Annotated in this window: 19 protein-coding genes and 1 riboswitch; of the genes, 13 read left to right on the top strand and 6 right to left on the bottom strand. The window is 70.3% G+C overall.

The annotated features are described in order from the left end of the window. From pdxY to AC3XYG_RS23830, 5 genes are all read left to right on the top strand, one after another. On the top strand, positions 1–859 hold an 859-nt coding region (pdxY, locus tag AC3XYG_RS23850), incomplete at its 5' end, for a pyridoxal kinase PdxY (RefSeq protein WP_489142356.1). A 111-nt stretch (positions 860–970) separates the two neighbouring features. Further along, positions 971–3,502 (top strand): cation:proton antiporter, encoded by a 2,532-nt coding sequence (locus AC3XYG_RS23845; RefSeq protein ID WP_489142355.1) that lies wholly within the window; start codon positions 971–973, stop codon positions 3,500–3,502. A 25-nt stretch (positions 3,503–3,527) separates the two neighbouring features. Continuing rightward, entirely contained in the window at positions 3,528–4,253 is a 726-nt protein-coding gene (locus AC3XYG_RS23840) for a haloacid dehalogenase type II (protein WP_489142354.1), read from the top strand. Positions 4,254–4,581: 328 nt separating this feature from the next. Continuing rightward, entirely contained in the window at positions 4,582–7,707 is a 3,126-nt protein-coding gene (locus tag AC3XYG_RS23835) for an intermembrane phospholipid transport protein YdbH family protein (RefSeq protein WP_489142353.1), read from the top strand. Positions 7,708–7,745: 38 nt separating this feature from the next. Further along, positions 7,746–7,946 carry a YnbE family lipoprotein gene (locus tag AC3XYG_RS23830; RefSeq protein ID WP_489142352.1) on the top strand — a complete coding sequence of 67 codons (201 nt, stop codon included), beginning with the start codon at positions 7,746–7,748 and terminating at the stop codon, positions 7,944–7,946. A 165-nt stretch (positions 7,947–8,111) separates the two neighbouring features. Here the strand turns inward: AC3XYG_RS23830 and AC3XYG_RS23825 are convergent, their stop codons facing one another. Together AC3XYG_RS23825 and AC3XYG_RS23820 are read right to left on the bottom strand one after the other, a co-directional pair. Next, positions 8,112–8,621: a cytochrome P460 family protein gene (locus tag AC3XYG_RS23825; RefSeq protein ID WP_489142351.1), complete on the bottom strand. Its 510-nt coding sequence runs from the start codon at positions 8,619–8,621 to the stop codon at positions 8,112–8,114. A 167-nt stretch (positions 8,622–8,788) separates the two neighbouring features. Next, positions 8,789–9,925, bottom strand: coding sequence for a D-alanine--D-alanine ligase family protein (locus AC3XYG_RS23820; protein ID WP_489142350.1), 1,137 nt, complete (start codon positions 9,923–9,925; stop codon positions 8,789–8,791). 157 nt (positions 9,926–10,082) lie between these two features. On the opposite strand from AC3XYG_RS23820, the gene AC3XYG_RS23815 reads away from it, so the two are divergent. Next, positions 10,083–11,324, top strand: coding sequence for an acyl-CoA dehydrogenase family protein (locus AC3XYG_RS23815; protein WP_489142349.1), 1,242 nt, complete (start codon positions 10,083–10,085; stop codon positions 11,322–11,324). Positions 11,325–11,458: 134 nt separating this feature from the next. On the opposite strand, the gene AC3XYG_RS23810 is transcribed toward AC3XYG_RS23815, so the two are convergent. Beyond that, a complete protein-coding gene (locus AC3XYG_RS23810) occupies positions 11,459–12,184 on the bottom strand; it encodes a hypothetical protein (RefSeq protein WP_489142348.1) in 726 nt (241 codons plus the stop codon). Between the two features lie 199 nt (positions 12,185–12,383). Here AC3XYG_RS23810 and AC3XYG_RS23805 point away from each other — a divergent pair, with 199 nt between their 5' ends. After that, positions 12,384–13,877, top strand: coding sequence for a CoA-acylating methylmalonate-semialdehyde dehydrogenase (locus AC3XYG_RS23805; RefSeq protein WP_489142347.1), 1,494 nt, complete (start codon positions 12,384–12,386; stop codon positions 13,875–13,877). A gap of 68 nt (positions 13,878–13,945) precedes the next feature. On the opposite strand, the gene AC3XYG_RS23800 is transcribed toward AC3XYG_RS23805, so the two are convergent. Further along, positions 13,946–14,572, bottom strand: coding sequence for an FMN-dependent NADH-azoreductase (locus tag AC3XYG_RS23800; protein WP_489142346.1), 627 nt, complete (start codon positions 14,570–14,572; stop codon positions 13,946–13,948). Between the two features lie 129 nt (positions 14,573–14,701). On the opposite strand from AC3XYG_RS23800, the gene AC3XYG_RS23795 reads away from it, so the two are divergent. From AC3XYG_RS23795 to AC3XYG_RS23770, 6 genes are all read left to right on the top strand, one after another. Continuing rightward, the gene (locus tag AC3XYG_RS23795; RefSeq protein ID WP_489142345.1) at positions 14,702–15,721 is read left to right on the top strand and encodes a LysR family transcriptional regulator; all 1,020 of its coding nucleotides are present in this window, start codon (positions 14,702–14,704) and stop codon (positions 15,719–15,721) included. Continuing rightward, positions 15,716–15,914, top strand: a riboswitch (cobalamin riboswitch). (Overlaps the previous gene by 6 nt.) A 106-nt stretch (positions 15,915–16,020) precedes the next feature. Further along, positions 16,021–18,069, top strand: coding sequence for a TonB-dependent receptor plug domain-containing protein (locus tag AC3XYG_RS23790; RefSeq protein WP_489142344.1), 2,049 nt, complete (start codon positions 16,021–16,023; stop codon positions 18,067–18,069). Positions 18,070–18,098: 29 nt separating this feature from the next. Next, positions 18,099–18,920 (top strand): ABC transporter substrate-binding protein, encoded by an 822-nt coding sequence (locus AC3XYG_RS23785; RefSeq protein ID WP_489142343.1) that lies wholly within the window; start codon positions 18,099–18,101, stop codon positions 18,918–18,920. Then, complete coding sequence (locus tag AC3XYG_RS23780) at positions 18,917–19,927, top strand: FecCD family ABC transporter permease (protein WP_489142342.1); 1,011 nt, start codon at positions 18,917–18,919, stop codon at positions 19,925–19,927. The genes AC3XYG_RS23785 and AC3XYG_RS23780 overlap by 4 nt, the downstream gene beginning before the upstream one ends. Continuing rightward, positions 19,927–20,724 (top strand): ABC transporter ATP-binding protein, encoded by a 798-nt coding sequence (locus AC3XYG_RS23775; protein ID WP_489142341.1) that lies wholly within the window; start codon positions 19,927–19,929, stop codon positions 20,722–20,724. Before AC3XYG_RS23780 ends, AC3XYG_RS23775 begins: the two co-directional genes overlap by 1 nt. 17 nt (positions 20,725–20,741) lie before the next feature. Then, a complete protein-coding gene (locus tag AC3XYG_RS23770) occupies positions 20,742–21,647 on the top strand; it encodes a DUF6925 family protein (RefSeq protein ID WP_489142340.1) in 906 nt (301 codons plus the stop codon). Between the two features lie 6 nt (positions 21,648–21,653). Here AC3XYG_RS23770 and AC3XYG_RS23765 read toward each other — a convergent pair whose 3' ends face one another. Together AC3XYG_RS23765 and AC3XYG_RS23760 are read right to left on the bottom strand one after the other, a co-directional pair. Continuing rightward, a complete protein-coding gene (locus tag AC3XYG_RS23765; RefSeq protein WP_489142339.1) occupies positions 21,654–22,553 on the bottom strand; it encodes a hypothetical protein in 900 nt (299 codons plus the stop codon). 132 nt (positions 22,554–22,685) lie between these two features. After that, the coding region (locus tag AC3XYG_RS23760) for an LPS-assembly protein LptD (protein WP_489142338.1) at positions 22,686–24,979 on the bottom strand (2,294 nt) is incomplete at its 5' end.

The following is a 24,979-nucleotide window of genomic DNA, read 5'->3' as shown; positions in this document are numbered from 1 at the left end:
GGGCACCGTGACCGCCATCCTGTCGATCCAGTCCTCGGTCGCCTACGGCCATGCCGGCAACAGCGCCGCGGTGTTCCCGCTGCAGCGGCTGGGGATCGAGGTCTGGCCGGTGCTGACCGTGCATTTCAGCAACCACACCGGCTACGCCACCGTGCGCGGCCCGGTGCTGCCGGCGGCCGACGTGGCCGAGGTGATCCGGGGCGTGGCAGAGCGGGGCGTTCTGCCCGGCTGCGATGCCGTGCTCAGCGGCTATCTCGGCGACAACGCGCTGGGCGAGGTCGTGCTCGACGCCGTGGCCCGGGTGAAGGCGGCGAATCCGGCCGCGCTCTATTGCTGCGACCCGGTGCTGGGCGACGTCGATGACGGCATCTTCGTCGCGCCGGGCCTGCCGGAGTTCCTGCGCGACCGGGCGGTGCCGCTGGCCGACATCGTCACCCCGAACCAGTTCGAGCTGGAGTACCTGACCGGCCGCGAAGTCGCCACCCTGGCCGACGTGCTGGACGCCGCCCAGGCGCTGCGGGCGATGGGGCCGGAGACGGTGCTGGTCACCAGCCTGATGCGCCGGGACGCCCCGGCCGATGCGATCGAGATGCTGGCGGTGTCGGGGGCGGGGGCCTGGATCGTGGCGACGCCGCGGCTGCCGCTGGCCCCGACCGGCTGCGGCGACCTGACCGCCGCGCTGTTCCTGGCACATCTGCTGCCTGGCGGCGATCCCGGCCTCGCCCTTGGCCGCACCGCCGGCAGCGTCTTCGCGGTGATGGAGGCGACGCACCGGGCCGGCGCCTCCGAACTCCGGATCGTCGCCGCCCAGGACGCCCTCGCCGACCCGCCGGACCGGTTCGCGGCCCCGCGGGTCTAGCCCACCAAAAAGCGGAGGGCGGTGACCCCCATCACCGGCGACAGGCCCGCCGGGTCGTGTAGTATCCCCTCTGCCGCGCGGGGGGACGCCCGGCCGAACCGATGGGAACCGATGCCCGATATCGCCCTGGCCGTGCTGGCCATCGCAGTCCTGCTGATCCTGGTGGCCCTGCTGCAGCCGCTGGCCGCCCGGCTCTCGCTGCCGCATTCCGTGCTGATCGCCGGCCTCGGCATCGCCATCGGCGGCATCGGCAGCATGACCGGGATGCTCGGCACCGGTCCGCTGGCCGAGCTTGCCCATGCCATGACCAGCACCGAGATCCGCTCCGACGCGATCCTGCACATCTTCCTGCCGATCCTGCTGTTCGAGGCGGGCCTGGGCATGGATGTGCGCCGGATGATGGACGACCTCGCGCCGATCCTGACGCTCGCCGTCGTTGCCGTGCTGGTGTGCAGCTTGGTGGTCGGGCTGGCGCTGTGGGGCGCGTCGTCGCAAAGCCTGATCCTGTGCCTGCTGCTGGGCGCCATCGTCGCCACCACCGACCCGGCGGCGGTGATCGGCATCTTCCGCGACGCCGGGGCGCCGCGCCGCCTGACCATCCTGGTCGAGGGCGAGAGCCTGCTGAACGACGCGGCCGCCATCACCCTCTACATCGTGCTGATCGCGCTGCTGACCACCAACGCCGCGCACGACACCGGGGCGGATGCCGGGTTCGACATCGGTGGCGCGGCACTCCTGTTCCTGCGCTTCTTCATCGGCGGCGGCATCTTCGGCTTCATCGCCAGCCGCGTCGCCTTTGCGGCGATTCGGCCGCTGAACCGCTTCCCACTCGCCGAGGTCACGGTCACCCTGGCGCTGCCCTACCTCGCCTATGTCATCGCCGAGCGCTACCTGCATGTCTCCGGCGTCGTCGCCGTGGTGACGGTGGCGCTGGTGGTCGGGTCGACCGGCCGGGTGCGGATCTCGGCCGAGGGCTGGGAAGGGCTGGAGAAGGTGTGGAAGCTGCTCGGCTTCTGCGCCTCGTCCCTGATCTTCATCTTCGCCTCGATGCTGGTGCCCGAGTTCCTGCGCGACGCGACGCTGGAGGACGGGGTGCTGCTGGTGGTGCTGACCGTCGCCGCCTTCGCTGCCCGCGCCGTGGTGCTGTGGGGGCTGCTGCCGCTGCTGACCGCGCTGAAGATCTCCCAGCCGGTCAGCACGCCGTACCGGCTGGTGATCCTGTGGGGCGGCCTGCGTGGCGCCGTCACCCTGGCGCTGGCGCTGGCGGTCAGCGAGAACCCGTCGCTGGGGCCCGAGGCGACGCATTTCGTCGTCGTGCTCGCCACCGGCTTCGTGCTGTGGACGTTGCTGATCAACGCCACCACGCTGCGGCTGGTGATGCGCGCGCTGGGCCTGAACGCCCTGTCCTCGACCGAGCTGGCGCTGCGCGACCGCGCGCTGCACCAGGCCCGCGAAGGCATCGCCGAGCGGATCGAGGAGATCGCGGCGGAGCAGCATCTGTCGCCCGAGGTCGGCAAGGAGGCGGCGGAGGCCTATCGCAGCCGCCTCAGCGGCCTGGCCAGCCGGCCCTTCATGCTCGACCCGGTCGAGCGCGAGCGGGTCGGGCTGATGGCCCTGGCCAACCGCGAGCGCGACCTGGTGGTCGAGCATTTCGACCAGAAGCTGATGTCGCGCCGCACCACCGTCGACCTGCTGGCGCAGGTCGGCCGGCTGCACGACGCGGCCATGACCGACGGCCGCGCCGGCTATCTCGATGCAGCGGCCGGCAACATCAATTTCGGCTTCACCTTCCGGATGACCATCCTGCTGCAGCGCTACACCGGCTGGCAGGCGCCGCTCTCCAGTCGCATCGCCGACCGGCTGGAGATGCTGAAGGTCGCGCGGATGATGATCGAGATGCTGAAGCGCCATGCCGAGGCCGAGTTGCGGCGGCTGCTGGGCGCCGAGGTCTGGCAGTCGCTCGACGCGGTGCTGACCACCCGGCTCGAGTCCTGTGTCGCCGCGATCGACGCGCTGCGGCTGCAATATCCGGACTATGAGCGGGCGATGTCCGAGCGCTTCCTGCGTTGGGCGGCGCTGCGGCTGGAGACGGCGGAATACGACGATCTGCGCAACCAGCAGTTCATCAGCGGCGAGATCTACGAGGATCTGCAGCGCGATGTCGGTCGCCTCTACGAGAGCCTGCAGCGCCGGCCGCAGCTCGACCTCGGGCTCAGCACCGACGCGCTGGTGCAGCGCCTGCCGTTCTTCCAGGGCCTGGGGCAGGAGCGCATCGCCCAGATCTGCCGGCTGCTGAAGCCGATCTTCGCGGTGCCGGGCGACATCATCGTCAACGCCGGCGACCGCGGCGACACCATGTACTTCATCTCCTCAGGTGCTGTGGAGATCGGCCGCGGCGGGCGCAAGTTCCGGCTTGGCCGTGGCGATTTCTTCGGCGAGATGGCGGTGCTGATCAGCGGCCGGCGCACCGCCACGGTGACCGCCATAGGCTTCTGCAAGCTCTTGGTGCTGAACGCCCGCGACCTGCAGGAGCTGGCCAGCGCCCATCCCGATCTGCGCCGCACCATCACCGCCGTGGCCCGCGCCCGCAGCGCCGAGCCGGGCCGTTCGATTTCGGCGGTCGGCGAGGAAGAGCCGGTCTGAGGCTGCGAGCCTCTGGAGCAAGGGGATGACGATGCTCGACGATATCCGGGCCCTGGTCTTCGACGTGTTCGGCACGGTGGTCGACTGGCGCAGCGGCGTGGCGCGCGAGGCGGCGCCATTCCTGCAGCGGCACGGCGCGGCGGCGGTCGATCCCCTGGCCTTCGCCGATGCCTGGCGCCGCCGCTATTCGCCGGCGATGGAAGAGGTGCGCAGCGGCCGCCGCCCCTTCGTTCGGCTCGACGTGCTGCATGGCGAGAACCTGGATGCCGTGCTGCCCGAATTCGGCATCGACCCCGCCGCGGTCCCGGCCGCGGAGCTGGCGGAACTGAACCTCGCTTGGCATCGCCTGGATCCGTGGCCGGATGCGGTCGCCGGCCTCACCCGACTCAAGGCAGGCTTCATCATCGCGCCGCTGTCCAACGGCAATATCAGCCTGATGATCGGCATGGCGAAGCGCGCCGGCCTGCCCTGGGATGCGATCCTCGGCGCCGAGGTGGCGCAGGCCTACAAGCCGACGCCCGAAGCCTATCTCCGCACCGCCGAGGTGCTCGCGCTGCCGCCCGGGCAGGTCTGCCTGGTGGCGGCCCACAATGGCGACCTGGCGGCGGCGCGCGCCTGCGGCCTGCACACCGCCTTCGTGCCGCGCCCGACCGAACACGGCCCGGCGCAGACGACCGACCTGCGGCCGGAGCAGGATTGGGATGTCGTTGCCGAGGATTTCGGGTCGCTGGCAAAGGCGCTGGGTGTCTAGGCGAACGGAACCGAAGCGGCAGCCCGGCGTTCCTGAGGCATGACGTCATGCGGGTCGGCTCAAGGTTTTGCGCGTTGCCTCTCCCGCCCTGGGAGACCATTTCAGCATTCCCAACACCGTCATTGCGAGCGCAGCGAAGCAATCCAGAGGCCGCACGCACTGGCCCCTGGATTGCTTCGTCGGCTTCGCCTCCTCGCAATGACGGTGAGGAATAGCGGCTTTGAGATCCCGCCAAGCGGGATAGGCCACGCGTTGGTCCGTTCGACCCTGCGAACCCCCTGTCGCCGCGCGGTTCCTGCGGCCGTCGGCCTGGGGTAGAGTGGCTCCGATGCGGCGCCTCCTCCCCAATCGTCGCTGGACGATCGGCCTCCTGGGCCTCCTCGGCGTGGTCGTCGTCCTCGGCATCGCCGCACGCGCACTGTTGCCCGGTCTGGTGCAGCGGGAGGCGATCTCCCGTTTGCAGGCCGAAGGCATCCCGGTTGAAAAGCTGACCGTCTCCCGCCTCGGCCTCGGGTCGGCCGAGGTCGGCGGCATCGCCCTGGCCGATGGCCGCATCTCAGTCGACAAGATCGATCTCGGCTTCAGCCCCTGGACCCTGATCCGAGAGGGGCACCTGACCTCGATCGAGCTGTCCGGCGTCTCGATCCGCATCGGCATCACCGCCGAAGGCGCGCTGGACTTGCCGCGCATGGCGCTGCTGACGGAGTCTTCGCAGAGCGGCGGCGCTGGCTTTCCGATCCCATTCCAGACCATTTCGGTCCGCGACAGCGTCATCATCCTGGACACGCCCTACGGCCCGATCCGGACACCGGTCGAGGCCGAAGGCGCGGTGAACGCCCAGGGCCGGCTGGTGTGGAAGGGGCGGCTGGCACCCGCGGGCGCCGGCGGCGCCGCCACGGCCCAGTTCGACTTGACCAACACACCGCAGGGCCAGGTCTGGGGTGGTGCGCAGCTGGAACAGGCGTCGTTCCGGTCGACCCAGGTCGGGCTCGACGGGGTCGGCGGCTGGATCGCCTATGGCGGCGAGCGCGACACCAGCGGCAAGATCGAAGGTGCGCTGTCGATCGGCGAGGTCGAACGCGGCGCCACCCGGCTGCGCAACGTCGCCCTGCAGGGCAACGGCACGCTGCAGCGGGTCGAGCGCTTGTTCCTGACCGCCGACATCGGCACCGGGGCGGGGGACGGCAATCTTTGGCTCCAGGTCCAGGGCACGGCGAACGGGCCGGGCACCGACCTGACGCTGCAGATCAATGCGAACAACCTGGCTGCCGTGGCGCCCGCCTTCGGCTTCGAGGGCGGCATCGCCGGCAAGGCCACGCTGTCGGCCGCGGTGACGGTGCGGAACCCCGGCCTGCCCAGCCTGTCGGATTTATCTTCACTGCAGGCCGATGGCGGCATCCAGCTTTCGACCGACGGGCTCCAGACCGGCGACGCCATGGCGCTGCAGACCGGCCGCTTCAACGCCGCCGTCGACCTCAAGGATGGGGTGCTGACCCTGGCCGGGCGCAATGTCTGGAAGGTCGTCGGGCGCTTCGCCTCCGGTAAGCTGGCGGTCGATCTCGACTGGAGCCGCGGCACCAGCGGGCCGCAACGCCTGGTGTTCCGGCGCACCGACGATGCCTGGTGGACCAGCCTTGCCGGCGCCACCAAGGGCAATGTCGCTGGCTTCGACGTCTCCGGCTCGGTCGATGCCGCGTTGGGCATGACCGATGCCGGCCAGGCGCTGGTCCGGGTGCCGGAGGCGGTGCTGGACCTCGACCCGTTCCAGGCGATCGGGCTGACCGTCGACCCCGGCCCGATGACGGTGTCGGGTGAAACCACCGCCGATGGCTGGACCGCGACGCTGGCCGGCAGCTCGACCATCGGCCTGCCGGGCAAGGCAGGCGGCAATGCCACGGCGCATGGCGCGGTGCGGGTCGATTCGGTCGCCGGCCACCTGACGGTGCGGCCCGAAGGCTGCCTCGGCGTCGATGTGCCGGCGCAGGATTTCACCCCGCGGCTGCGCCTGGCCGAACCGGCTGCGGCGCAGCTGTGCCCGGATGGCGATCGGCCGCTGCTGGAGACCAACCTGTCGTCCGACCTGCCGCCGATCCTGCGCGCCACCATGCCGGCGGTGGCGCTGGATTTGGCGATCGGGGCGGGGCCGTCGCCGACGCGGCTGACCGCGACCACGCCGATCCTCACCATCACACCGTCGCAGCCGGCCGGGTCCTATCGCCTGACCGCGCAGGACGGGCAACTGGCGCTGCCGGATGCCGGGCTGACGGTGCAGGGCGTCGACGCCGATATCGCGCTCGATCCGGGCGCCGTGGTGCCGGCGGACGCCACGCTGACCGCCCGGCAGCTGTCGATCGAGGGAAATCCGGTGGTGCCGCTGTCGGCCAAGGCCCACGGCCGCTACGATTCCGGCACCGCCATCATGTCGATCGATGCCGATGTGACCGATCCGCAGGGCCGCGCCCGGGCCACGGCCACCGGCCGGCATGATCTGGCAACCGGCGACGGCGCCATCGACCTGGCGCTCGACCCGATCCGCTTCCGCAAGCGCGGGCTGCAGCCGAAGGATGTGATCCCCGCCTTGTCCAGCGTGCCGCTGACCTGCGTCGACGCCCGGCTGGAAGGCGGCGGCCGCATCGCCTGGGGCGACGGTGCCGGCACCGCGATCGGCTTCCGCCTGCGCGATGCCGGCTTCCGCACCCCCTGGGGCCGGGCGGCAGGGGCGGCTGCCGACCTCCGGCTCGACCGGCTGGCGCCGCTGCGGCTGCCGGCGGGGCAGCACGCCACGGTCGGACGCTTCATCCTCGACGACAAGACGCCGCCGCTGTCCGATCTCGACGCCCGCTTCGGTTGGGACCGCGCCGGCGGCGTCGGCCTGCAGCAGATGGCGGTGGACTGGTCCGGCGCGAAGATCCGGGTCGACGGGCTGCGCATGGCCGGGGGCCGGCGCGGCGCACCCGCGGTGCTGCGGATCGAAGGGTTGGACCTGGCGCGGGCCCTGGCCGTGGCCGGGATCGATGGCGTCACCGCCACCGGCATGGTCGACGGCACCGTGCCGTTCCGCCTCGTCGGCGACGCCGTGGTGGTCGAGAACGGCGTGCTGGCGACCCGCGGCCCCGGTGAGATCCGCTATGCTGCCGATGCGGCGCCGCAGGAAATCAAGACCGCGGCCGCGCAGCCCGGCATGGACACGCTGATGACGGCACTGCAGAACTTCCAGTACCAGTCGCTGCGGGCGACGCTGGACGGCCGCAGTGACGGCGAGGCCCGGGTGAAGCTCGCGGTGCGCGGCGCCAACCCGGATCTCTATGGCGGCTTTCCGATCGCGCTCAATGTCGACCTGTCCGGCGCGCTCTACGTTATCGCCCGGCGCAGCATGGCGCTGGCGCAGATCGGCGACCGGGTTCGGGACTATTATGCACAGCGGCTGGGGCGCCGCACGGCCTCGCCATGCTGAGCGGGGCCACGATGTTGACCGGGAAAGGCCAGAGACCGATGACCGACCGATCCCGACCCTTCTGCGCCGGGCTTTGCCTGGCCGGGGTGCTGGCCGCTGCCTGTTCGCCGGTGATCCGGGTCGAAGCGCCCGACAAGCCGATCGAGATCAACCTGAACGTCCGGGTCGACCAGGAGGTCAAGGTCAAGGTCGACCGCGACCTGGAAAAGGTCGTCGGCAAGAACCCGGCGCAGCCGTGAGGGGACGCCGGGCGGCCACCCCCATTCTTGTCATGCCACGGCTCGACCGTGGCATCCAGGGGCAGCCGGAGCGGTTCTTGATGGCCCCTGGATTGCCCGGTCAAGCCGGGCAATGACAATAAAAACAAATGATTGAACAGTGTTCTTAAGGCGCGCGCCCGCGCTTCACGGCGCCCAGCGGGTGAAGACGTAGTCGTGGTTCTGCACCCGGGCCTGGTGGCAGGCGAAGCAGGTCTCGTGCTGCGCCTGGTCGACCGGCTTGCCGTTGATGAAGCGGCCGAAGCCCCAGCCGCCGGTGGCGGCATACCGCTTCGAATCCTTGACCATGACCTGGACGGTGGTGGCCGCGCCGGGAACCCAGGCGGGCGCGAATTCGGTGGACTGGGTGTGCTTCCAGGCCAGCTTGACCAGCACGGTGCCGTCCGGGAAGGGCAGGGTGCCCTCGGCATAGGCCTTGATCGCCATGGGATTGCCGACGACGGCGCGCAGCTCGTCCAGCGGCGGCGCCTCCTGGGCCACCCCGACCAGCTCCCATTGCCGGTAGCCCTCGGGGATGGTGACGCCGTAGATCGGCGACGCGTTGTCCGGGTTCGGCGCATCGGCGGCCCACGACATTGCGGCGAAGATCGATGTCGTCATGGCCACGGCGAACACGGCGGCGTAAGCGGTTCTCATCGGAAGATCCCTTTCGGTCCAGGCCCTGGCACCTGCTGTTCCCCCGTTTCCGCCGGGCGACCAGCAGCCTTCGCCGGACGGCACAGCGCGTCGATTGTCGCCGGCATCCAAGCAGAGCTCACGCCGACGCGGTTGTTAAGGCTTGTTAGATGTTGGCAGCGGCTGGGTCAGAGGTCGGGCGGCCGCTGGTGCGCCAGGGCCAGCGACCGGGCCAGGGCAGGGCCTAGCGCCAGCCCGTGGGTGTCGCGCAGATAGGTCTGGAAGTCGTAGATCGTCACGGCAGGGCAGGTCTCGAATTCCAGGATCCGGGCGTTGCCATCCGCGCCGACCCGCAGGTCGACCGAGAAATAGTCGCGCAGGCCGAACAACTCGGCCAGCCGAGGCACGACGGCCTCGGCGGTGGCGACGATGCGGGCCGCGGCCGGGTCCGACCGCGCCTCGACCCGCACATCCGACAGCTTGGGCACGAAGGCGCGGTCCTGGCCTTCGCCGAAGCCGGTCGCGGTGCCGTCGGTGTCGCGGCTGCCGGACAGGCTGGCATTGTCGCGCATGGTCATGAAGGCGCCGCCGGTCTCGCTGCCGGGGTTCTTGAGCAGCCGGGCGATGCCCAGTGACGCGGCCAGCGGCCGACCGACCTCCATGACGCTGACCCGGATGTCGTCGCCGGGGATGAAGGGCTGGATCACCGCCCGGTCGCGATAGCGCTGGTGCAGCCGCGCCGCCAGGCGCAGCGCGGCCGCCGCATCCGCCGCCCGGGAGTCGCCGAAGATGCCGATCTTGGCGCCCAGCGTGTTTGGCTTGACGAAGAAAGGCCCCGGCCCGTCCAGCACCGCGGCGCCGGCGATCACCCTGTCGCCCTCGACCAGGGCCGTCGGCGGCACCGGCAGGCCGGCGGAGGCTGCCAGCGCGGTGCATTTGAACTTGTCCTGGCACAGATGCTGGGCCTGCGGCGGGCTGCCGTAGCAGCCGATGCCGGCGAGGCGGGCCAAAGCCGGCACGGCGCTGCCGCGGTAATAGGCGATGCCATCGGTCTGGCACCACAGCATGGTGTCGTCGCGGCGGGCGACCAGGTCGGGCAGGGTGTCCAGCAGCCCGTCGAGCTCGACGAAGACGCTGTCCAGCCCGGCCTCGGCCAGCGCGGCCGCAATCTCCGGCCGGATGGCGACGAGATCGGTGGCCTGGGCCAGGTAGCAGGCGATCTCCGCCGCCATGGCGCCGTCGAACCCCATGGCGTCCAGCCGCGCACGGCACGCCGCCTCGGTCTCATAGGCGATGACCACGCGGCGGAGCGGGGAGGTCGGCATGGCGGCTCCGGAGGGCAGGGTGTCGCTGAGCGATGATGCGGTGGATGCGACGCCGCGGCAACGCCCCGGCTTCAGCCGTAACCTCATTCGCCGATGTCGACACCCTCCGGCAATGCCGGCGCCGCACGGTTCCGGGACAACAGCCTGGGAGAAGGCCATGCGGCCGCAGGACTCGTTTCTCGACATCCCGCCGATCGCCACGCGCGGCACCGAAGCGGCGGACTCATCCGCCAGGGCGGCCGAAGGCATGCTTGCCGGCATCCGCGATCTCGGCCCCGCCATCACCGCCCGGACGGCGGAGATCGAAGCTGGCGGCCGGGTTCCGCTCGACCTGATCGACGCGCTGCGATCGCTCGGCGTCTTCCGCATGTTCGCGCCGCGCAGCCATGGCGGGCTGGAGCTGGAAGTGCCGGACGCGATGGCGGTGATCTCGGCGCTCAGCCGGATCGACGGCTCGGTCGGCTGGACCGCGATGATCGGCAGCGCCTCCGCCATCTTCGCGCCGCAGCTGCCGCGCGAGACCTATGACCGGATCTACCGCTACGGCCCCGATGTCATCACTGCCGGCTCGATCCAGCCGGCGGGCCGGGCCGAGGCGGTGCCGGACGGCTGGCGGGTCAGCGGGCGCTGGGCCTTCGCCAGCGGCTGCCAGCACGCCGACTGGATGATCGGCATCTGCGTCGTGACCGAGGATGGCAAGCCGGTGGTAGGGCCTGCCGGCGAGGCAGGGCCGCCGCGGATGCGGGGCGTCGTGCTGCCGGCCAGCGACTGGCAGGTCGAGGACACCTGGCATGTCGCCGGGCTCAAGGGCACCGGCAGCCATCACATCGCGCTGCAGGACGTGGTGGTGCCGGAGGCGAATTTCTTCGACTTCCCGAACGGCACCGCCTGCCTGAGGGGGCCGCTGTACCAGGCCGTGCCGCAGCTGTTGCCCCTGTTCCACGGCGCCTTCAGTGTTGGCATGGCCGAGGCGGCCCTGGCCGAGCTGGTCGCGCTGGCCGCCACCGGCCGGCAACAGCTGCGGGCGCCGGCGCCGATGCGGGAGTCGGAGGTGTTCCAGAGCGAACTCGGCCGGGTCGCCGCCGATGTCCGGGCGGCACGGGCGGCGCTCGAGGTCCAGGCGGCCAGCCATTGGCGCCACGCCCTGGCCGGCACGCTGAAGGACGACGCCCTGCACGTCCAGGGCACCCAGACCGGCATCTGGATCATCACCACCTGCGTCCGGGCCGCCGATGCCTGCTTCGCCCTGGCCGGCGGCGCCGCGCTGTACGACACCTCACCGCTGCAGCGCCGGCTGCGCGACCTGCACGCGGCGGCGCAGCATGCCGCCGTACAGCAGCGCCACTACGTCCGCGCCGGCCAACTGCTGCTGGACCGGGCGATGGCCGCGGCCGCCTGATCGGGTTGGGGCTTCAAAGACTGCCTGGAATCGTGTCGCCGTGAGTCGGCTGGCGGTGGTTTCGAGACCCGGCGCGCAGCGGACATGGTCGTCCGTGAGCACCGGAAGCGCAGAAACCGGTTACGGGCGGTCTTTCAGGGGAAGGCGCAGACTTCGCTGGTCACCCGGACGAAGCTGCGCTCGCCCTCGATCAGGCTGAACCGGTATTCCTTCTCGCCGACCACCAGGCTCTGGAACAGCGGCAGCATGCCGGTGGTGCTGGCCTGCTTGCCGTCGATGCCGCGGAAATTGACCGTGATCGGCTTGGCCGGGTCGTACGCGGCCTGGGCCTTGCCGCTTTCGTCGACCGTGCCTTCGCCGCGGCCGGTCACGGCGATGGTGTTGTTGGCGAAGGCGACCGAGCTGTTGGAGCCGACCGCGTTCTGCGTCGGCAGGATGAAGCGCTTGCTCTCGCCCGTCTTGCAGTCGCGCGCCGCCGAAGCCTGGTCGATGTAGAAGGCCAGCCGCTGCGGATCGAGCCCGTCATGCAGCCGCTGTGCCACCTTGTCGGCCAGCTCGCGATAGGTGCCGGTCGGCACCTCGCGCTCGAATCGGGCGGTCAGCTCGCGATACTGGATCTGCGCCGTCTGCGCCGCCGCCTGCAGCTGGATCCGCTCCTGCTCCAGCCCGCCCTTGGCCTGGGTCAGGCTGGTGACCTGGCCCTGCAGCGTCGTGATCTGCCCCTTCGTTCGCTCCACGCCGATCTGGTAGGCGAAGCCCGCCGCCACCAGCAGGACCGTGATCGAGAAGAAGACGCGGATGATCGTACCCCAGACGCGCCGGCGGTAGCGACGCTCCGGATCGTAGAGACCGAGACCCATATACCCAATCCTGACTCTTTGCCGGCGACTGCCGCCGCCGTAGCATGGCCCGACTGTTACGACAGCGGCCCCCCGGCCGCCAAGCCCGACATGGCTGCCTGTGCGATTAGGGCGGCTTTTCCTTGCGGGACGGGCGCGCTATAATTCGCTTGTTCCAAAAAAGACTCGACATAGAATTTTTGTTCTGGAGGAGCGCAGCGTGGGTTCGATCCATCACTTCATCGACGGCAAGGCCGCGCCCGGCCACAGCGGCCGCGGCGGCGACGTGTTCAACCCGGCGACCGGCGAGGTCTCGGGCCGCGTCGACTTCGCCTCGACCGACGAGGTCGGCGCCGCCATCGCCTCCGCCCAGAAGGCGCTGCCCGGCTGGGCGGCGACGGCGACGGTGGTCCGGGCCCGCGTGATGTTCAAGTTCAAGCAGCTGATCGAGGAGAACATCGAGGAGCTGGCGCAGATCGTCACGGCCGAGCACGGCAAGGTGCTGTCCGACGCCAAGGGCTCGATCCAGCGCGGCCTCGAGGTGGTGGAGTTCGCCTGCGGCATCCCGCATCTGCTGAAGGGCGAATTCTCGGAGAATGTCGGGCGCGAGATCGACAGCTTCTCGCTGCGGCAGCCGGTCGGCGTCTGCGCCGGCATCACGCCGTTCAACTTCCCGGTGATGGTGCCGCTGTGGATGTTCTCGATCGCGGTGGCCTGTGGCAACACCTTCATCCTGAAGCCGTCGGAGAAGGACCCGACCGCGGCCAACTGGCTGGCGGCGAAGCTGCTTGAGGCCGGCGCGCCTCCCGGCGTGCTGAACGTGGTGCATGGCGACAAGGTCGCCGTCGACGCGCTGCTGACCGACCCGCGCGTCGCCGCGATCAGCTTCGTCGGGTCGACCGCGATCGGCGAATACATCTATTCGACCGCCGCCGCGCACGGCAAGCGGGTGCAGGCGCTGTGCGGCGCCAAGAACCACATGGTGGTGATGCCGGACGCGGATCTCGACAAGGCGGTCGATGCGCTGATGGGCGCGGGCTACGGCTCGGCCGGCGAACGCTGCATGGCGGTCTCGGTCGCGGTCGCGGTCGGTGATGTCGGCGACAAGCTGATCGCCAAGCTGGAGCCGAAGGTGCGGGCGCTGAAGGTTGCACCGGGCACCGACCCGGAGGCCGAGATGGGGCCACTGGTCACCAGGCAGCACTACGACAAGGTGCGGTCCTACGTCGATATCGGCGTCCAGGAAGGCGCCAAGCTGGTGGTCGACGGCCGCGACCTGAAGCTGCAGGGCTATGAGGGCGGATATTTCCTCGGCGGCTGCCTGTTCGACCATGTCGAACCGAACATGCGGATCTACAAGGAAGAGATCTTCGGGCCGGTGCTGGCTGTGGTCCGCGCGCCGGACTTCAAGACGGCGCTGGGCCTGGTCAACGACCATGAATACGGCAACGGCACCGCGATCTTCACCCGCGACGGCGACGCGGCACGGACCTTCGTCAGCAACTGCAATGTCGGCATGGTCGGCGTCAACGTGCCGATCCCGGTGCCGATGGCGTTCCACACCTTCGGCGGCTGGAAGCGCTCGGCCTTCGGCGATCTCGGCATGTACGGCAATGACGGGGTGCGCTTCTACACCAAGCTGAAGACGGTGACCGAGCGCTGGCCGACCGGCATCAAGGGCGGTGCGGAATTCACCATGCCGGTGATGCGCTAACCCTTACGGGTCGGTGAAAGACGACGAGGCGGGCGAAAGCCCGCCTCGTTGCGTTTGGGGCAGGGCGGTCAGGCGGCCGCAGCCGCCAGGCCCGGGGTGGCCTTGGCCTGCTGATGCGCCTCGGCAAGCGCGCGGTCGCGGTGCTCCGGCCCGTAGCCCAGGCCCTCGGCCCGGACGAAGTCGATGTCGGTGACGCCGATAAAGCCGAGCACGGTGCGCAGATAGACCTCCTGGTGGTCCAGCGCCTCGAGGCCCGCGGTGTAGATGCCGCCGCGCGAGGAGGCGATGATCACCTTGCGGCCGCCGGCCAAGCCGACCGGGCCCGTCTCGCTGTAGCGGAAGGTGCGGCCGGCCTGGGCCAGCCGGTCGATCCAGCCCTTCAGCTGGGTCGGGATCGTGAAATTGTACATCGGCGCGCCGATCACCACGACGTCGGCCGACAGGAACTCCCCGACGATCGCATCGATCAGCGCCCGCTCTTCGGCCTGGATCGGCGTCAGCTCGGCATCCTTGCCGAACTTGACCACCGCCACGCGCTCGGCGTCGAGGTGCTGCGGCGCGTCGACGACGAGGTCGCGATACACCAGCTCGGCCTGGGGGTGGTGGGCCCGCCAGGCATCGACGGTCGCCTTGGTCAGCTGGCGCGACACCGAGGCATCGCCGAGCACGCTGGAATCGATCTGGAGAATCTTCATGATGGCCCCTCCGGGACTGCAAGTGATATCGCCATTGCATTTACGGATGATGCCAATCAGTCTGTAGTCCCTGATTTTGCGATGGATCGTTCCATTCGCGGGCACAATCCCTCGGCGAGGGCATGGACGATGGCACTGGACCTCAACGATCTCAGGCTGTTCGCCAAGGTGGCGCAGCTCGGCGGTTTCACCGCGGCCGGCCGGGCGCTCGGCCTGCCCAAGTCGCGGCTCAGCCGCCGCATCGCCGGGCTGGAGGACCAGCTCGGCGTCCGGCTGCTGCAGCGCTCGACCCGCCGGCTGTCGCTGACCGATGTCGGCGAAAGCTTCCTGCGCCATTGCGAGACCATCCTGGTTGAGGCCGAGGCGGCGGAGCAGGCGGTGGCGCAGGCCCGGTCGGAGCCGAGCGGACTGGTCCGCGTCACCTGCCCGCAGATCCTGGCCCAGACCATGATCGCGCCGCTCATCAACAGCTTCCTGGCGGCCCACCCGGCGGTGCGCATCGCCATGGAGCTGACCGGCCGCCGCGTCGACGTGATCGAGGAGCGGGTCGACCTGGCCTTCCGGGTGCGGCGGCCGCCGACCGAACCGTCCGACGTCGTCGTCCGGGTGCTGGCCCAGACTCGCGGCGTGGTGGTGGCCGCGCCGGCGCTGCTCGACCGGCTCGGCCGCCCGGTGGAACCGGTGGATCTGATCCGGCTCGGCACGCTCGACCTGCACCATGCCGACGGCCGCCATGTCCTGACCATGGTCGACGGCACCGGCGCGACCCAGTCGGTGCCGCATGTGCCGCGGCTGGCGACCGACGACATGTTCACGCTGCGCCAGGCCGCGATCGACGGGCTCGGGGCGGTGCTGCTGCCGGACTACATCTGCCGGCCGGCGATCCAGGCCGGGCTGCTGGAGCACATCCTGCTCGACTGGCGCATGCCGGAGGGGGAGGTGCAGGCGGTGTTCGCCTCGCGCCGCGGCTTGGTGCCGGCGGTGCGCGCCCTGGTCGACCATGTCGTCCGCTGGGTGCCGCAGGCGGTGGCGATCTGCGACAGCGAACTGGCGGAGGCCGAGCGCCTGCCGCCCTATGCCGATTCCGGCGCCAATGCAGCCGCGCTCGGCCTCGATGCCTTGTTGACGTCCGCGCCGGCCCGCCACTAGCTTGGCGGCGACGGTTCCTTCGGGATCAAAAGGGAACGCAGTGCGGGGCGGCGACGCCTCAATGCTGCGGCTGCCCCCGCAACTGTAAGCGGTGAGCCATCCGCCATCATGCCACTGGAGCCTCGGCTCCGGGAAGGCGGCGGACCGGCGACGACCCGCGAGCCAGGAAACCTGCCGTCAGTTGTGGTCACACGCGAACTCGTCGGGCGGGGTGCACCGATGGTTGCCGAACCGGTCGCGTTGCGGCCGGGGAGACAGCGTTCGCGGTGACGTGCCACAGGCGTGTCCCCGAGGTCTCCATGGCGTCGTCCCCATCCTTTACCTTGAACCGGATCATCGTCCGCCGCGGCTCGATCACCTGCGAGCCGGTCGGGCGCACCGGCCGCCGGGGCCGTGGCGGGCCGCCGCCGGCCGATGTCCGGCTGATGTTCTTCGCCGCCGGCGTGTCGGTGACCCTGGCGGCGCCGGCCCTGGCCCAGGAGGCCATGCCCGCGCCCGTGCCTGTGCTCACGCCGGCCGCAACCCCGGCCCTGATGCTGGAGCCGATCGTGGTCACCGCCAACCGGACGCCGACCCCGGCGGCGGAGGTCGGCAGCGCCGTCACCGTCATCACCCGGCAGGAGCTGGAGGACCGGCAGATCCGCCAGGTCTCCGACGTTCTGCGCGCGGTGCCGGGCGTCGCCGTCAACCGCACCGGTCCGGTCGGCCAGCTGACCCAGATCCGCATCCGCGGCTCCGAGGGCAACCAGACCCTGGTGCTGATCGACGGAGTCGAGGTCAACGACCCCTCGGCCGGCTCGGAGTTCGATTTCGCCCATCTGATGGCCGACGACATTGAGCGGATCGAGGTGCTGCGCGGGCCGCAAAGCGCGCTGTACGGCTCCGACGCCGTCGGCGGTGTGGTCAACATCGTCACCCGCCGCGGGGACGGCCCGATCGGGGGCACCGCGTCTATCGAGGGCGGCGGCTACGGCACGGTGCGCGGCCAGGCCTCGGTCAGCGGCGGCACCGATCAATACGACTTTCTGTTCGGCACGGCCGGGCTGACCACCGATGGCGTCTCGGCCGCCGACCGCCGGCTCGGCAACAGCGAGGCGGACGGCTATCGCAACGGCACCGCCTACGCCAAGGTCGGGCTGCACCCGAGCGAGCTGGTCGATATCGACGTGGTGGGCCGCTACGTCAGCTTCCGCAGCGACCTCGACGGCTTCGCCGGCGGCGTCGGCGCGATCGACACCAAGGACGATGTCGACGGCTCAACCTTTCTCGGCCGGGTCCAGGGCAAGCTGACCCTGCTCGACGGCCGCTGGGACCATATCGTCGGCCTGTCCTACACCGAGGACAGCCGCGACTATCGCAGCGATGGCGACATCACCAGCACCTATCGCGGCAAGACCACCAGGCTGGACTACCAGACCAACCTGACGCTCGATTCCGAGAGGCTGCTGCCGGCCCAGCACCACCTGACCTTCGCCGCCGACCATGAGGAGCAGCAGGCCGACAGCGACAGCGATTTCGCCAGCTTCACCCGGAGCATCGGCTCGACCGGCCTGGTCGGCCACTACCAGCTCGGGCTGTTCGACAGCCTGTTCCTGACCGGCAGCATCCGCCACGACATCAACGACCTGTTCCGCGACACCACCACCTATCGCTTCACCGCCGCCTACCAGGTCGAGGCGACCGGGACCAAGCTGCGCGCCTCCACCGGCACCGGGGTGAAGAACCCGTCGCTTTTCGAGCTTTACGGCTACACCAACACCTATCGCGGCAACCCGAAGCTGAAGCCGGAAAGCGCGCGGGGCTGGGACGCCGGCTTCGACCAGCAGATCTGGGGTGACCGGGTGGTGTTCGACGCCACCTATTTCGACCAGCGCATCTCCGACCTCATTGTCGGCACTGGCCAGAGCTCGACCAATCTCGATGGCACCTCGGTCGCCCGCGGCGTCGAACTCGGCCTCACGGTCACGCCGGTCGACGACCTGACCATCCGCGCCTCCTACACCTACACCGACGCGCATGACGCCACGGGGGCGGAGCTGGTGCGGCGGCCGCGCAATCTCGCCAGCCTCGACGTGAACTACCGCTTCCTGGACGGCGCGGCGAACCTCAACCTTGGGGTCGACTACAACGGCCGGCAGAAGGACCTGGCCTTCGACGCCGCCTACAACAGCTCGCCCGTGACGCTGTACGGCTATACGCTGGTGAACCTAGGGGGATCCTACCAGGTGAGTGGCGCGGTGCAGGTTTATGGCCGGATCGACAATCTTCTGGATGAAGCCTACGAGGAGGTCTGGAGTTATGGCACGCCCGGCCGCGCCGGCTATCTCGGCATGAAGGTCAGCTTCTGATCCCGATGGCCCGATCCGCAACGCTCCGCGTGCTGCTTCCCCTCGTCGCCGCCCTGGGCTTCATGGCCGGGCCGGCGCTGGCCAAGCCGCAGCGGATCGTTTCGCTCAATCTCTGTGCCGATGCGCTGGTGCTGCGGCTGGCCGACCGTGCCGACATCCGCTCGGTGACCTGGCTGGCGCGCAACCCCGAGAATTCCGTGGTGGCGGCGGAGGCGGCGACGGTGCCGGTCAACCATGGCCTGGCGGAGGAGGTGGCGGCGCTGGACCCCGACCTCGTCGTGGTCGGTGCCTTCACCAACCGCGCCACCGTGGCGCTGCTGCGCCGGCTGGGCCTGCCGATCCTGGAACTCGGCGTGCCCGGCACCATCGACGGCATCCGCGCCCAGATCCGCCAGGTGGCAGCCGCGCTGGGCGTGCCGGAGCGGGGCGAGCATATGATCGCGGCGATGGATGCGCGGCTGGCCGCGATCCGGGTACCGGGGGCGCATCCGCTGGCTGTGGTGCTGCGCCCGAACGGCTTCACCGCCGGTCGTGGATCGCTGGTCGACGAGATCCTGGCCCGGGCCGGCACCCGCAACCTCGCCGCCGAACAGGGGCTGGAGAATTATGGCCAGATCCCGCTGGAGACCGTGGCCCTGGCCGGGGTGCAGCTGCTGATCCTGAACCAGGCGGAGAATGCCGCGCCCTCACTGGGCGAAGCGCTGCTGGACCACCCGATCCTCGCCGCCCTGCCGGGGCTGCGGCCGGTCCGGGTGCCGGCGCGGCTGTGGACCTGCGGCGGGCCCGAGGTGGCCGAGGCAGCGGCCCTGATCGCCGCCGCGGCCCGCCAGGTGGAGGGGGAGGGGCCATGAGCGCCGAGGACCGCGCCACCCCATCCTACGCCCTGCTGATCGGCGGCCTGACCCTTGCGGCGCTCGCCTGCCTCGCCTGGTCGGTCGCCACCGGCTATGCCCCCTTCGACCTCCCGGCCGCGCTCGGCGACGTGCTGGCGGGGCGGCAGAGCCTGCCGGGGCTGGTGCTGGTCGAACTGCGACTGCCGCGGGCGCTGCTGGGGCTGCTGGTCGGCTTCAGCCTCGGCCTCAGTGGTGCAGCGATGCAGGGGCTGCTGCGCAACCCGCTGGCCGAGCCCGGGGTGATCGGCGTCTCGGCCGCGGCGGCGCTGGGCGCCGTGCTGACGTTCTATTCCGGCCTCGCCGGCAGCTTCGCGCTCGCCCTGCCGCTGGGAGGCATCGCCGGGGCGGTGCTGGCCACGCTGCTGCTGTTCGGGCTGGTCCGGCGCGGCGCCGGCACCATGACGCTGATCCTGGCCGGCGTCGCCATCAGCAGCGCCGCCGGGGCGCTGACGGCCCTGGCCCTCAACCTGTCGCCCAACCCCTATGCTGCCTTGGAGATCGTGTTCTGGCTGATGGGGTCGCTGGCCGATCGCAGCCTGGACCATGTCTGGCTGGTGCTGCCGCCGATGCTGGTCGGCTGGGGCCTGATCCTGGCCGGCGCCCGCGCGCTCGACGCGCTCAGCCTGGGGGAAGACACGGCGGCCAGCCTCGGCTTCGCCCTGGGCCGTCTGCGGCTGCAGCTGATCGTCGGCACCGCCCTGGCGGTCGGCAGCGCCGTGGCGGTGACCGGGGCGATCGGCTTCGTCGGGCTGGTGGTGCCGCATCTGCTGCGGCCGCTGGTCGGGCACCGGCCGGGCCGGCTGTTGCTGGTCAGTGGCCTCGGCGGCGCCATCCTGATCCTGCTGGCCGATATCGGGCTGCGGCTGATCCGGGTGCAGCCGGAGCTGAAGCTCGGCGTCGTCACCGCGATCATCGGCGCGCCCTTCCTGTTCAGCCTGATCTACCGGCTGCGGCGGAGCCCGTGATGCGGATCGACGCTGCCGGAATTCGCATCGCCCTGGGCGGCCGCCCGATCCTCGACGGCATCGACCTCGCCCTGGCGCCCGGCGAGCTGGTCGGGCTGATCGGCCCGAACGGCACCGGCAAGACCACGCTGCTGCGCATTCTGGCCAATCTGCAGGCACCGGATGGCGGCTCGATCCGCTACGACGGCCAAGCGGCGCGGGATCTCGGCAGCCGGGCGCTGGCTCGCGGCCTGTCGGTGCTGATGCAGGGTGACGACGTGCATTGGCCGCTGCGGGTCGATCATCTTGTCGCGCTTGGCCGGCTGCCGCATCGCCGCCTGCTGGGCGGGATGTCGACGGCGGATCAGGCCGCGGTAGAGCAGGCGCTGGCCGACGCCGATGCGGCGCATCTGCGGCTGCGGACCGCCAGCACCCTGTCGGCCGGGGAGCGGATGCGGGTGCTGTTCGCCCGCGCACTGGCGGTGGAGGCACCGATGCTCTTCGCCGACGAGCCGGTGGCGGCGCTGGACCCGTTCCACCAGCTGCAGGTCATGGAGCTGCTGCAGGCCCGCGCCAGGACCGGGACGGGCGTGCTGGTGGTGCTGCACGACCTGGCGCTGGCCGGCCGGTTCTGTGACCGCCTGGTGCTGCTGCATCATGGCCGCAAGCAGGCCGATGGCCCGCCGGCCGAGGTGCTGACTGACGACCACCTCCGCCGCGCCTATGCGGTGGAAGTGCAGCGCGGCGAACGCGACGGAGTGGGCTATGTCCTGCCCTGGTCGCGCGTCGGGGAGGCGGGGCAGGGGGAGCAGCGATGACAGGGACGGTGCGGCAGTTGATCCAAGACCAAGCCGCCGAGGCCGGGACCGGCTGGAGCCTGGGCGGCTTCGGCGCCATCGCCGAATTCATGCGCACGCCGGAAGAGCCGGTGGCGATCGCCGCGGATGCGGCTGGCATCGCCGTCGCCACCGATCTCGGCGCGCTGCGGATCGACTGGATCCCCGGGCTGCGCCCCGTCGCTTATGAGACGGCGGTCGAGGGCGACCGCTGGAGTCATGCCGTGGCGCTGTGCCTGGCGGCGGAGCAGGCGGCGATGAACCGGCGCGCCACCGTGGTCGAGCTCGGCCCCGATGCCGCGGCGCTGCGGCCGCAGGACCAGGCCGCCATCCTGTTCGATCTCGGCCTCGGCGTGCTGCAGGCTGATATTTGCCTCCGCACCGCCGATCCGGCCTTGCTGGCGCAGCTGCGCGCCGGGTGCGGCCGGTCGCTGTTCGAGCCCGGCAACCCGCTGATGGGGGCGGTCATCACAGCCGGGCCGCACCGGGTGTTCCAGGCCAGGCTGGGGCGGATCGAGGTCTACCAGCCGGTACCGCCGGCCGACGGCAAGAGTCCGGAGGGGCCGCACACCCATGTGCTGCCGAAGCTGCTGGCCAGCGGCCGGACCCATGCGACGACGGCGCCGATCCCGCCAGGCTGGGTGCCCTGCGCCCATCTGTTCCCGCCGCATCCGTCCCGCGACGCGATGGGCCGCCGCCAGCCCTTCGACCGGGCGCGCCATGATGCGTTCCAGGCCCTGTGGCGGGACTTCGGCGATCCGCGGGCCGTGGCGCTGAAGGACGAGATCCTGGCTGCGGTGGCCGCCGGCGGTGAGGCGGGCCTGCCGGCGCTCGCCAGCCGTGCCGACCGCGCCGTCGGCCGGGTGGCGCGCTGCCAGGCCGCTGCTTTGGCCAAGGCGGGCTGAAGCGCTTCAGCCCTGCGGCGATGGGGCATCCGGCGCGCGTGACGCGGCCCGGCGCTCGCGGATCCGCTCCCGGACGCGGGCCTCCCGCCGGCCTTGCTGCAGCTCGCCGCGGGTCGGCCGCCACCAGCCCCGGGCCCGCTCATCGTCCCCGGCCTCCACGCGGGATGGCCAGACGCCGATCAGCTCATCGAGCGCCGGCCGGCGCCAGGCCGCCCAGACATAGTCGCCGGGAACCAGATCCATGTGCGGATAGAACGGCACGCTGTCGGACCGCTCCGCGATCTCGCCGGCGATCTCGGTGAAGACGAGCATGCCGAAGCGTTCGGTCATCACCGGCTGGTCCAGCGGCGGCAGGTCGTGGGCCGCGACGGGGTAGCGGTGCCGGCGGCGCTCGGCGGCAAGGGCTGCGGCGCGGCGCTGGACCTCCGGGTTCCATTCGGCCAGCCGGCGCTTCCGCCGTTCCTCCGGTTCGTTGCGCCGGGCGGCGGCTTCGATCTCCGGCCAGCGCAGCCACAGCGCCTCATAGGACCGGAACGGCACCCGCCAGGCGCGCTCATCGCTGTCCCACCAGGACCAGGGGATGGCGCGCATCTGGTCGACGACAGTCCTGGAATAGGGCGTCCGGATGCGCAGGTCGTCCGCAACCTCGAGATAGGGGCTCTCTATGGGGTCGAAGGTGTAGGCGTCGCGGCCCTTGGCCTCGTCTTGGCTGCCCGCGGGCAGCTCGCCGGCCAGCCAGCGGGTGAGCCGGCGTTCGGCGGTCTTGCCGGGGATGAACCAGGCGCCCTCGGCCTCGTGCCAGCGGGCCCGGGGAAACGCCGCCCTGAACCGCCCGACCATGGCCCGGTCGTAGGGAAACACCGCCTGGATGCCGGGTTTGTCTCCACCGGCAGGCCGAAGCACCAAGCCGTTCTCTTGCGGCGCGGATGGCTGATCGTCGGGCTGCATATCGACTCAGATGGTAGCACTTGCCCCATCCGTCGATGCACTGGCATCGCGGCCTGCAGACGCCGAAGGCCTGATCCAGCGCGACGGGGATCAGGTCCCCGGCGTGCGGCTCTGGTCGGCGCTGAACTTCACCGGCACCTCGCCGAGATTCTTCAGGTTCAGGGTCAGGAAGAAGGAATAGCCCTCCTTCTCATCTTCGGCCGTGGTGAACTGGCGCTGCACATTGACGCCGAAGGTGAAGCATTCGTCCATGTACTGGGCGCCGACGCTGTAGCGGAACGGCCGCAGGTTCTCGATGTCGTAGGTCATGCCGGTCGACAGCGTCCAATAATCGGACACCTTCGCCGACGCGCCGGCACCAAGCTGCTGCTGGTTGAAGCTGTTGCCGTTGTCGTCGTCGCCCTTGTCGTCGAGCAGGCTGTAGTTGACGTTCAGGTTCAGCCAGTCCGGCCCGGTGGTGGTGGCCTGGATGTATTGCCGGCGGCTGTAGAAGTTGTCCTTGTCCAGCCGGAACCGCCAGTCGAGGTTCAGATAGGGACCCGGATGCACGGTGACGCGGCCGACATAGTCGGACAGCTGGTCGCGCAGGCCGGAGCTTTCCGGGAAGGCGTCATCCTTCTCGAAGCGGTAGCTCTGGCCCAGGAAGAAGGTCGCCGACGTGCCGTCGGTGCCGTACAGGCCGTAACGGAAGCCGTAGGAGACGTGCTGCCCGCCCTCGACCCGGTCGAGCCCGGGGAAGCGGTTGTCGCTGAACAGGTTGATCTCGTCGAACTCGATGTCCGCGCTGTCGTTGTTCGGAATGTTGCCGCCGTTGCTGACCTTGGTCGTGGCGCTGAAGCTGACGATCGGCTCCAGCACCTGCTGGTAGGCGCCGAGCTGTCCGACGAGGGGATAGCGCGCGGTCAGCGTGGCGGACGGGAAGATGCGGGCGGCATCGACGCCGTTGCGGGTGAGGACCTCGTCCGGCCCGCCATCGACCACCCGGGTGCCGTCGGGCACGTCGCTCGAGTTGTAGAAGTCGCTGCGGACATAGCCCTTGGCGCTGAAGACGATGCCCTGGTCGCTGTAGTATTCGCGCTGCCAGCCAAGCTGGCCCGACAGGCGGCGGGTGTCGATGCCGCGGTCAGGGTCGCTGGTCACCGCATCGAAATCGCGCAGCAGGCTGATGGCGCTGGCGTTCACGAACCATTCGCCGCCGAGGATGGTGTTCGGCTCGCTGACGAAGTTCCCGGTCACCCAGGGCAGCACTGTGGGCGAGAAGCCCTTGTTGCCGATGCCGGTGCCGGGGGTGCGCAGATCCTGCCAGTCCAGCGCTTCGACGCCGATGTAGTTCAGGCCGTAGAAGCCCTCGGCAAACGCCCGGCTCTGCAGCACGTCGGAGCCGGAGATGTTGAAGTTGTCGAGATAGCTGCGGTCGGAGGTACGCTGGACGTTGACGCCGAAACGCCAGTTCTGGTCGAAGTCGTAGGCGGCGGTGCCGAAGAAATGCCAGCGCAGCTGCTGCGACCGGAAGTCGAGGTTGCTGCCGTTGAACCCCGAATTGTCGTTCAGGATCTTGCTGTAGCCGCTCTGGTTGACGCTGCCGTCAAGGGTGATCAGGCCCTTGTCGAAGCGCTTGCGGTACTCGCCGGTGAACAACGTGCCGGAATCCCGCGTCACCGTGGCGCCCAGCGTGGCGTCCTGGTCCGGCGAGATATCGACATAGTACTGCAGGCCGAGGAACGGCCCGACATCGGAGGTCGAGCCGAAGCTGGGGAACAGGAAGCCCTGGCGCCGGTCGACCGACGGGTCCGGCATCGAGAAGTACGGCGTGTAGAACAGCGGGACGCCGAACAGGTCGATGAAGGCGTCGTGGTAGATGATGTCCTTCGCCACCTCGTCCTGGACGACCCGCACGGCGCGGATCTGCCACAGCGGCGGCTGCGTCGGATCGTCCTTGCAGAGGTTGCAGGGCGAATAGATGGCGCGGTCGATGGTGGTGATCTCGCCGCGCTCGCGCACGGCGCTGTTGCCGACCATCCGCGAATTGTCCGACAGGATCATCGAGACCTGCTGGATGAAGCCATCCTTCAGGTCGTCGGTCAGCTCGGCGTAATCGGCGAAGGTGACCTCGCCGCCCGGCTGCACCAGCGCGACATGGCCGGTGGCGGCGACGATCTGGGTCTTCTGGTTGTAGGTGACCTGATCGGCGCGGAGGATCTGGTTGTTCTGATTGATCTCGACCTTGCCGCGCGCGGTCACGAGACCCAGCGTCTGGTCGTAGATCAGCTCGTCGGCGATGACGACCGGCGGCTCCCCCGCGGGGGCGGCCGGTTTCTGCTCAGGCGCCGGCGGCTCGGGAGCCCCCGGCGCGGCGGGGGGCTGCTGTTCCTGGGCCGACGCAC

The organism is Inquilinus sp. (assembly GCF_057815775.1).
The sequence above is the reverse complement of the archived record's forward strand: the minus strand, read 5'-3'. Positions and strand labels throughout refer to the sequence as shown.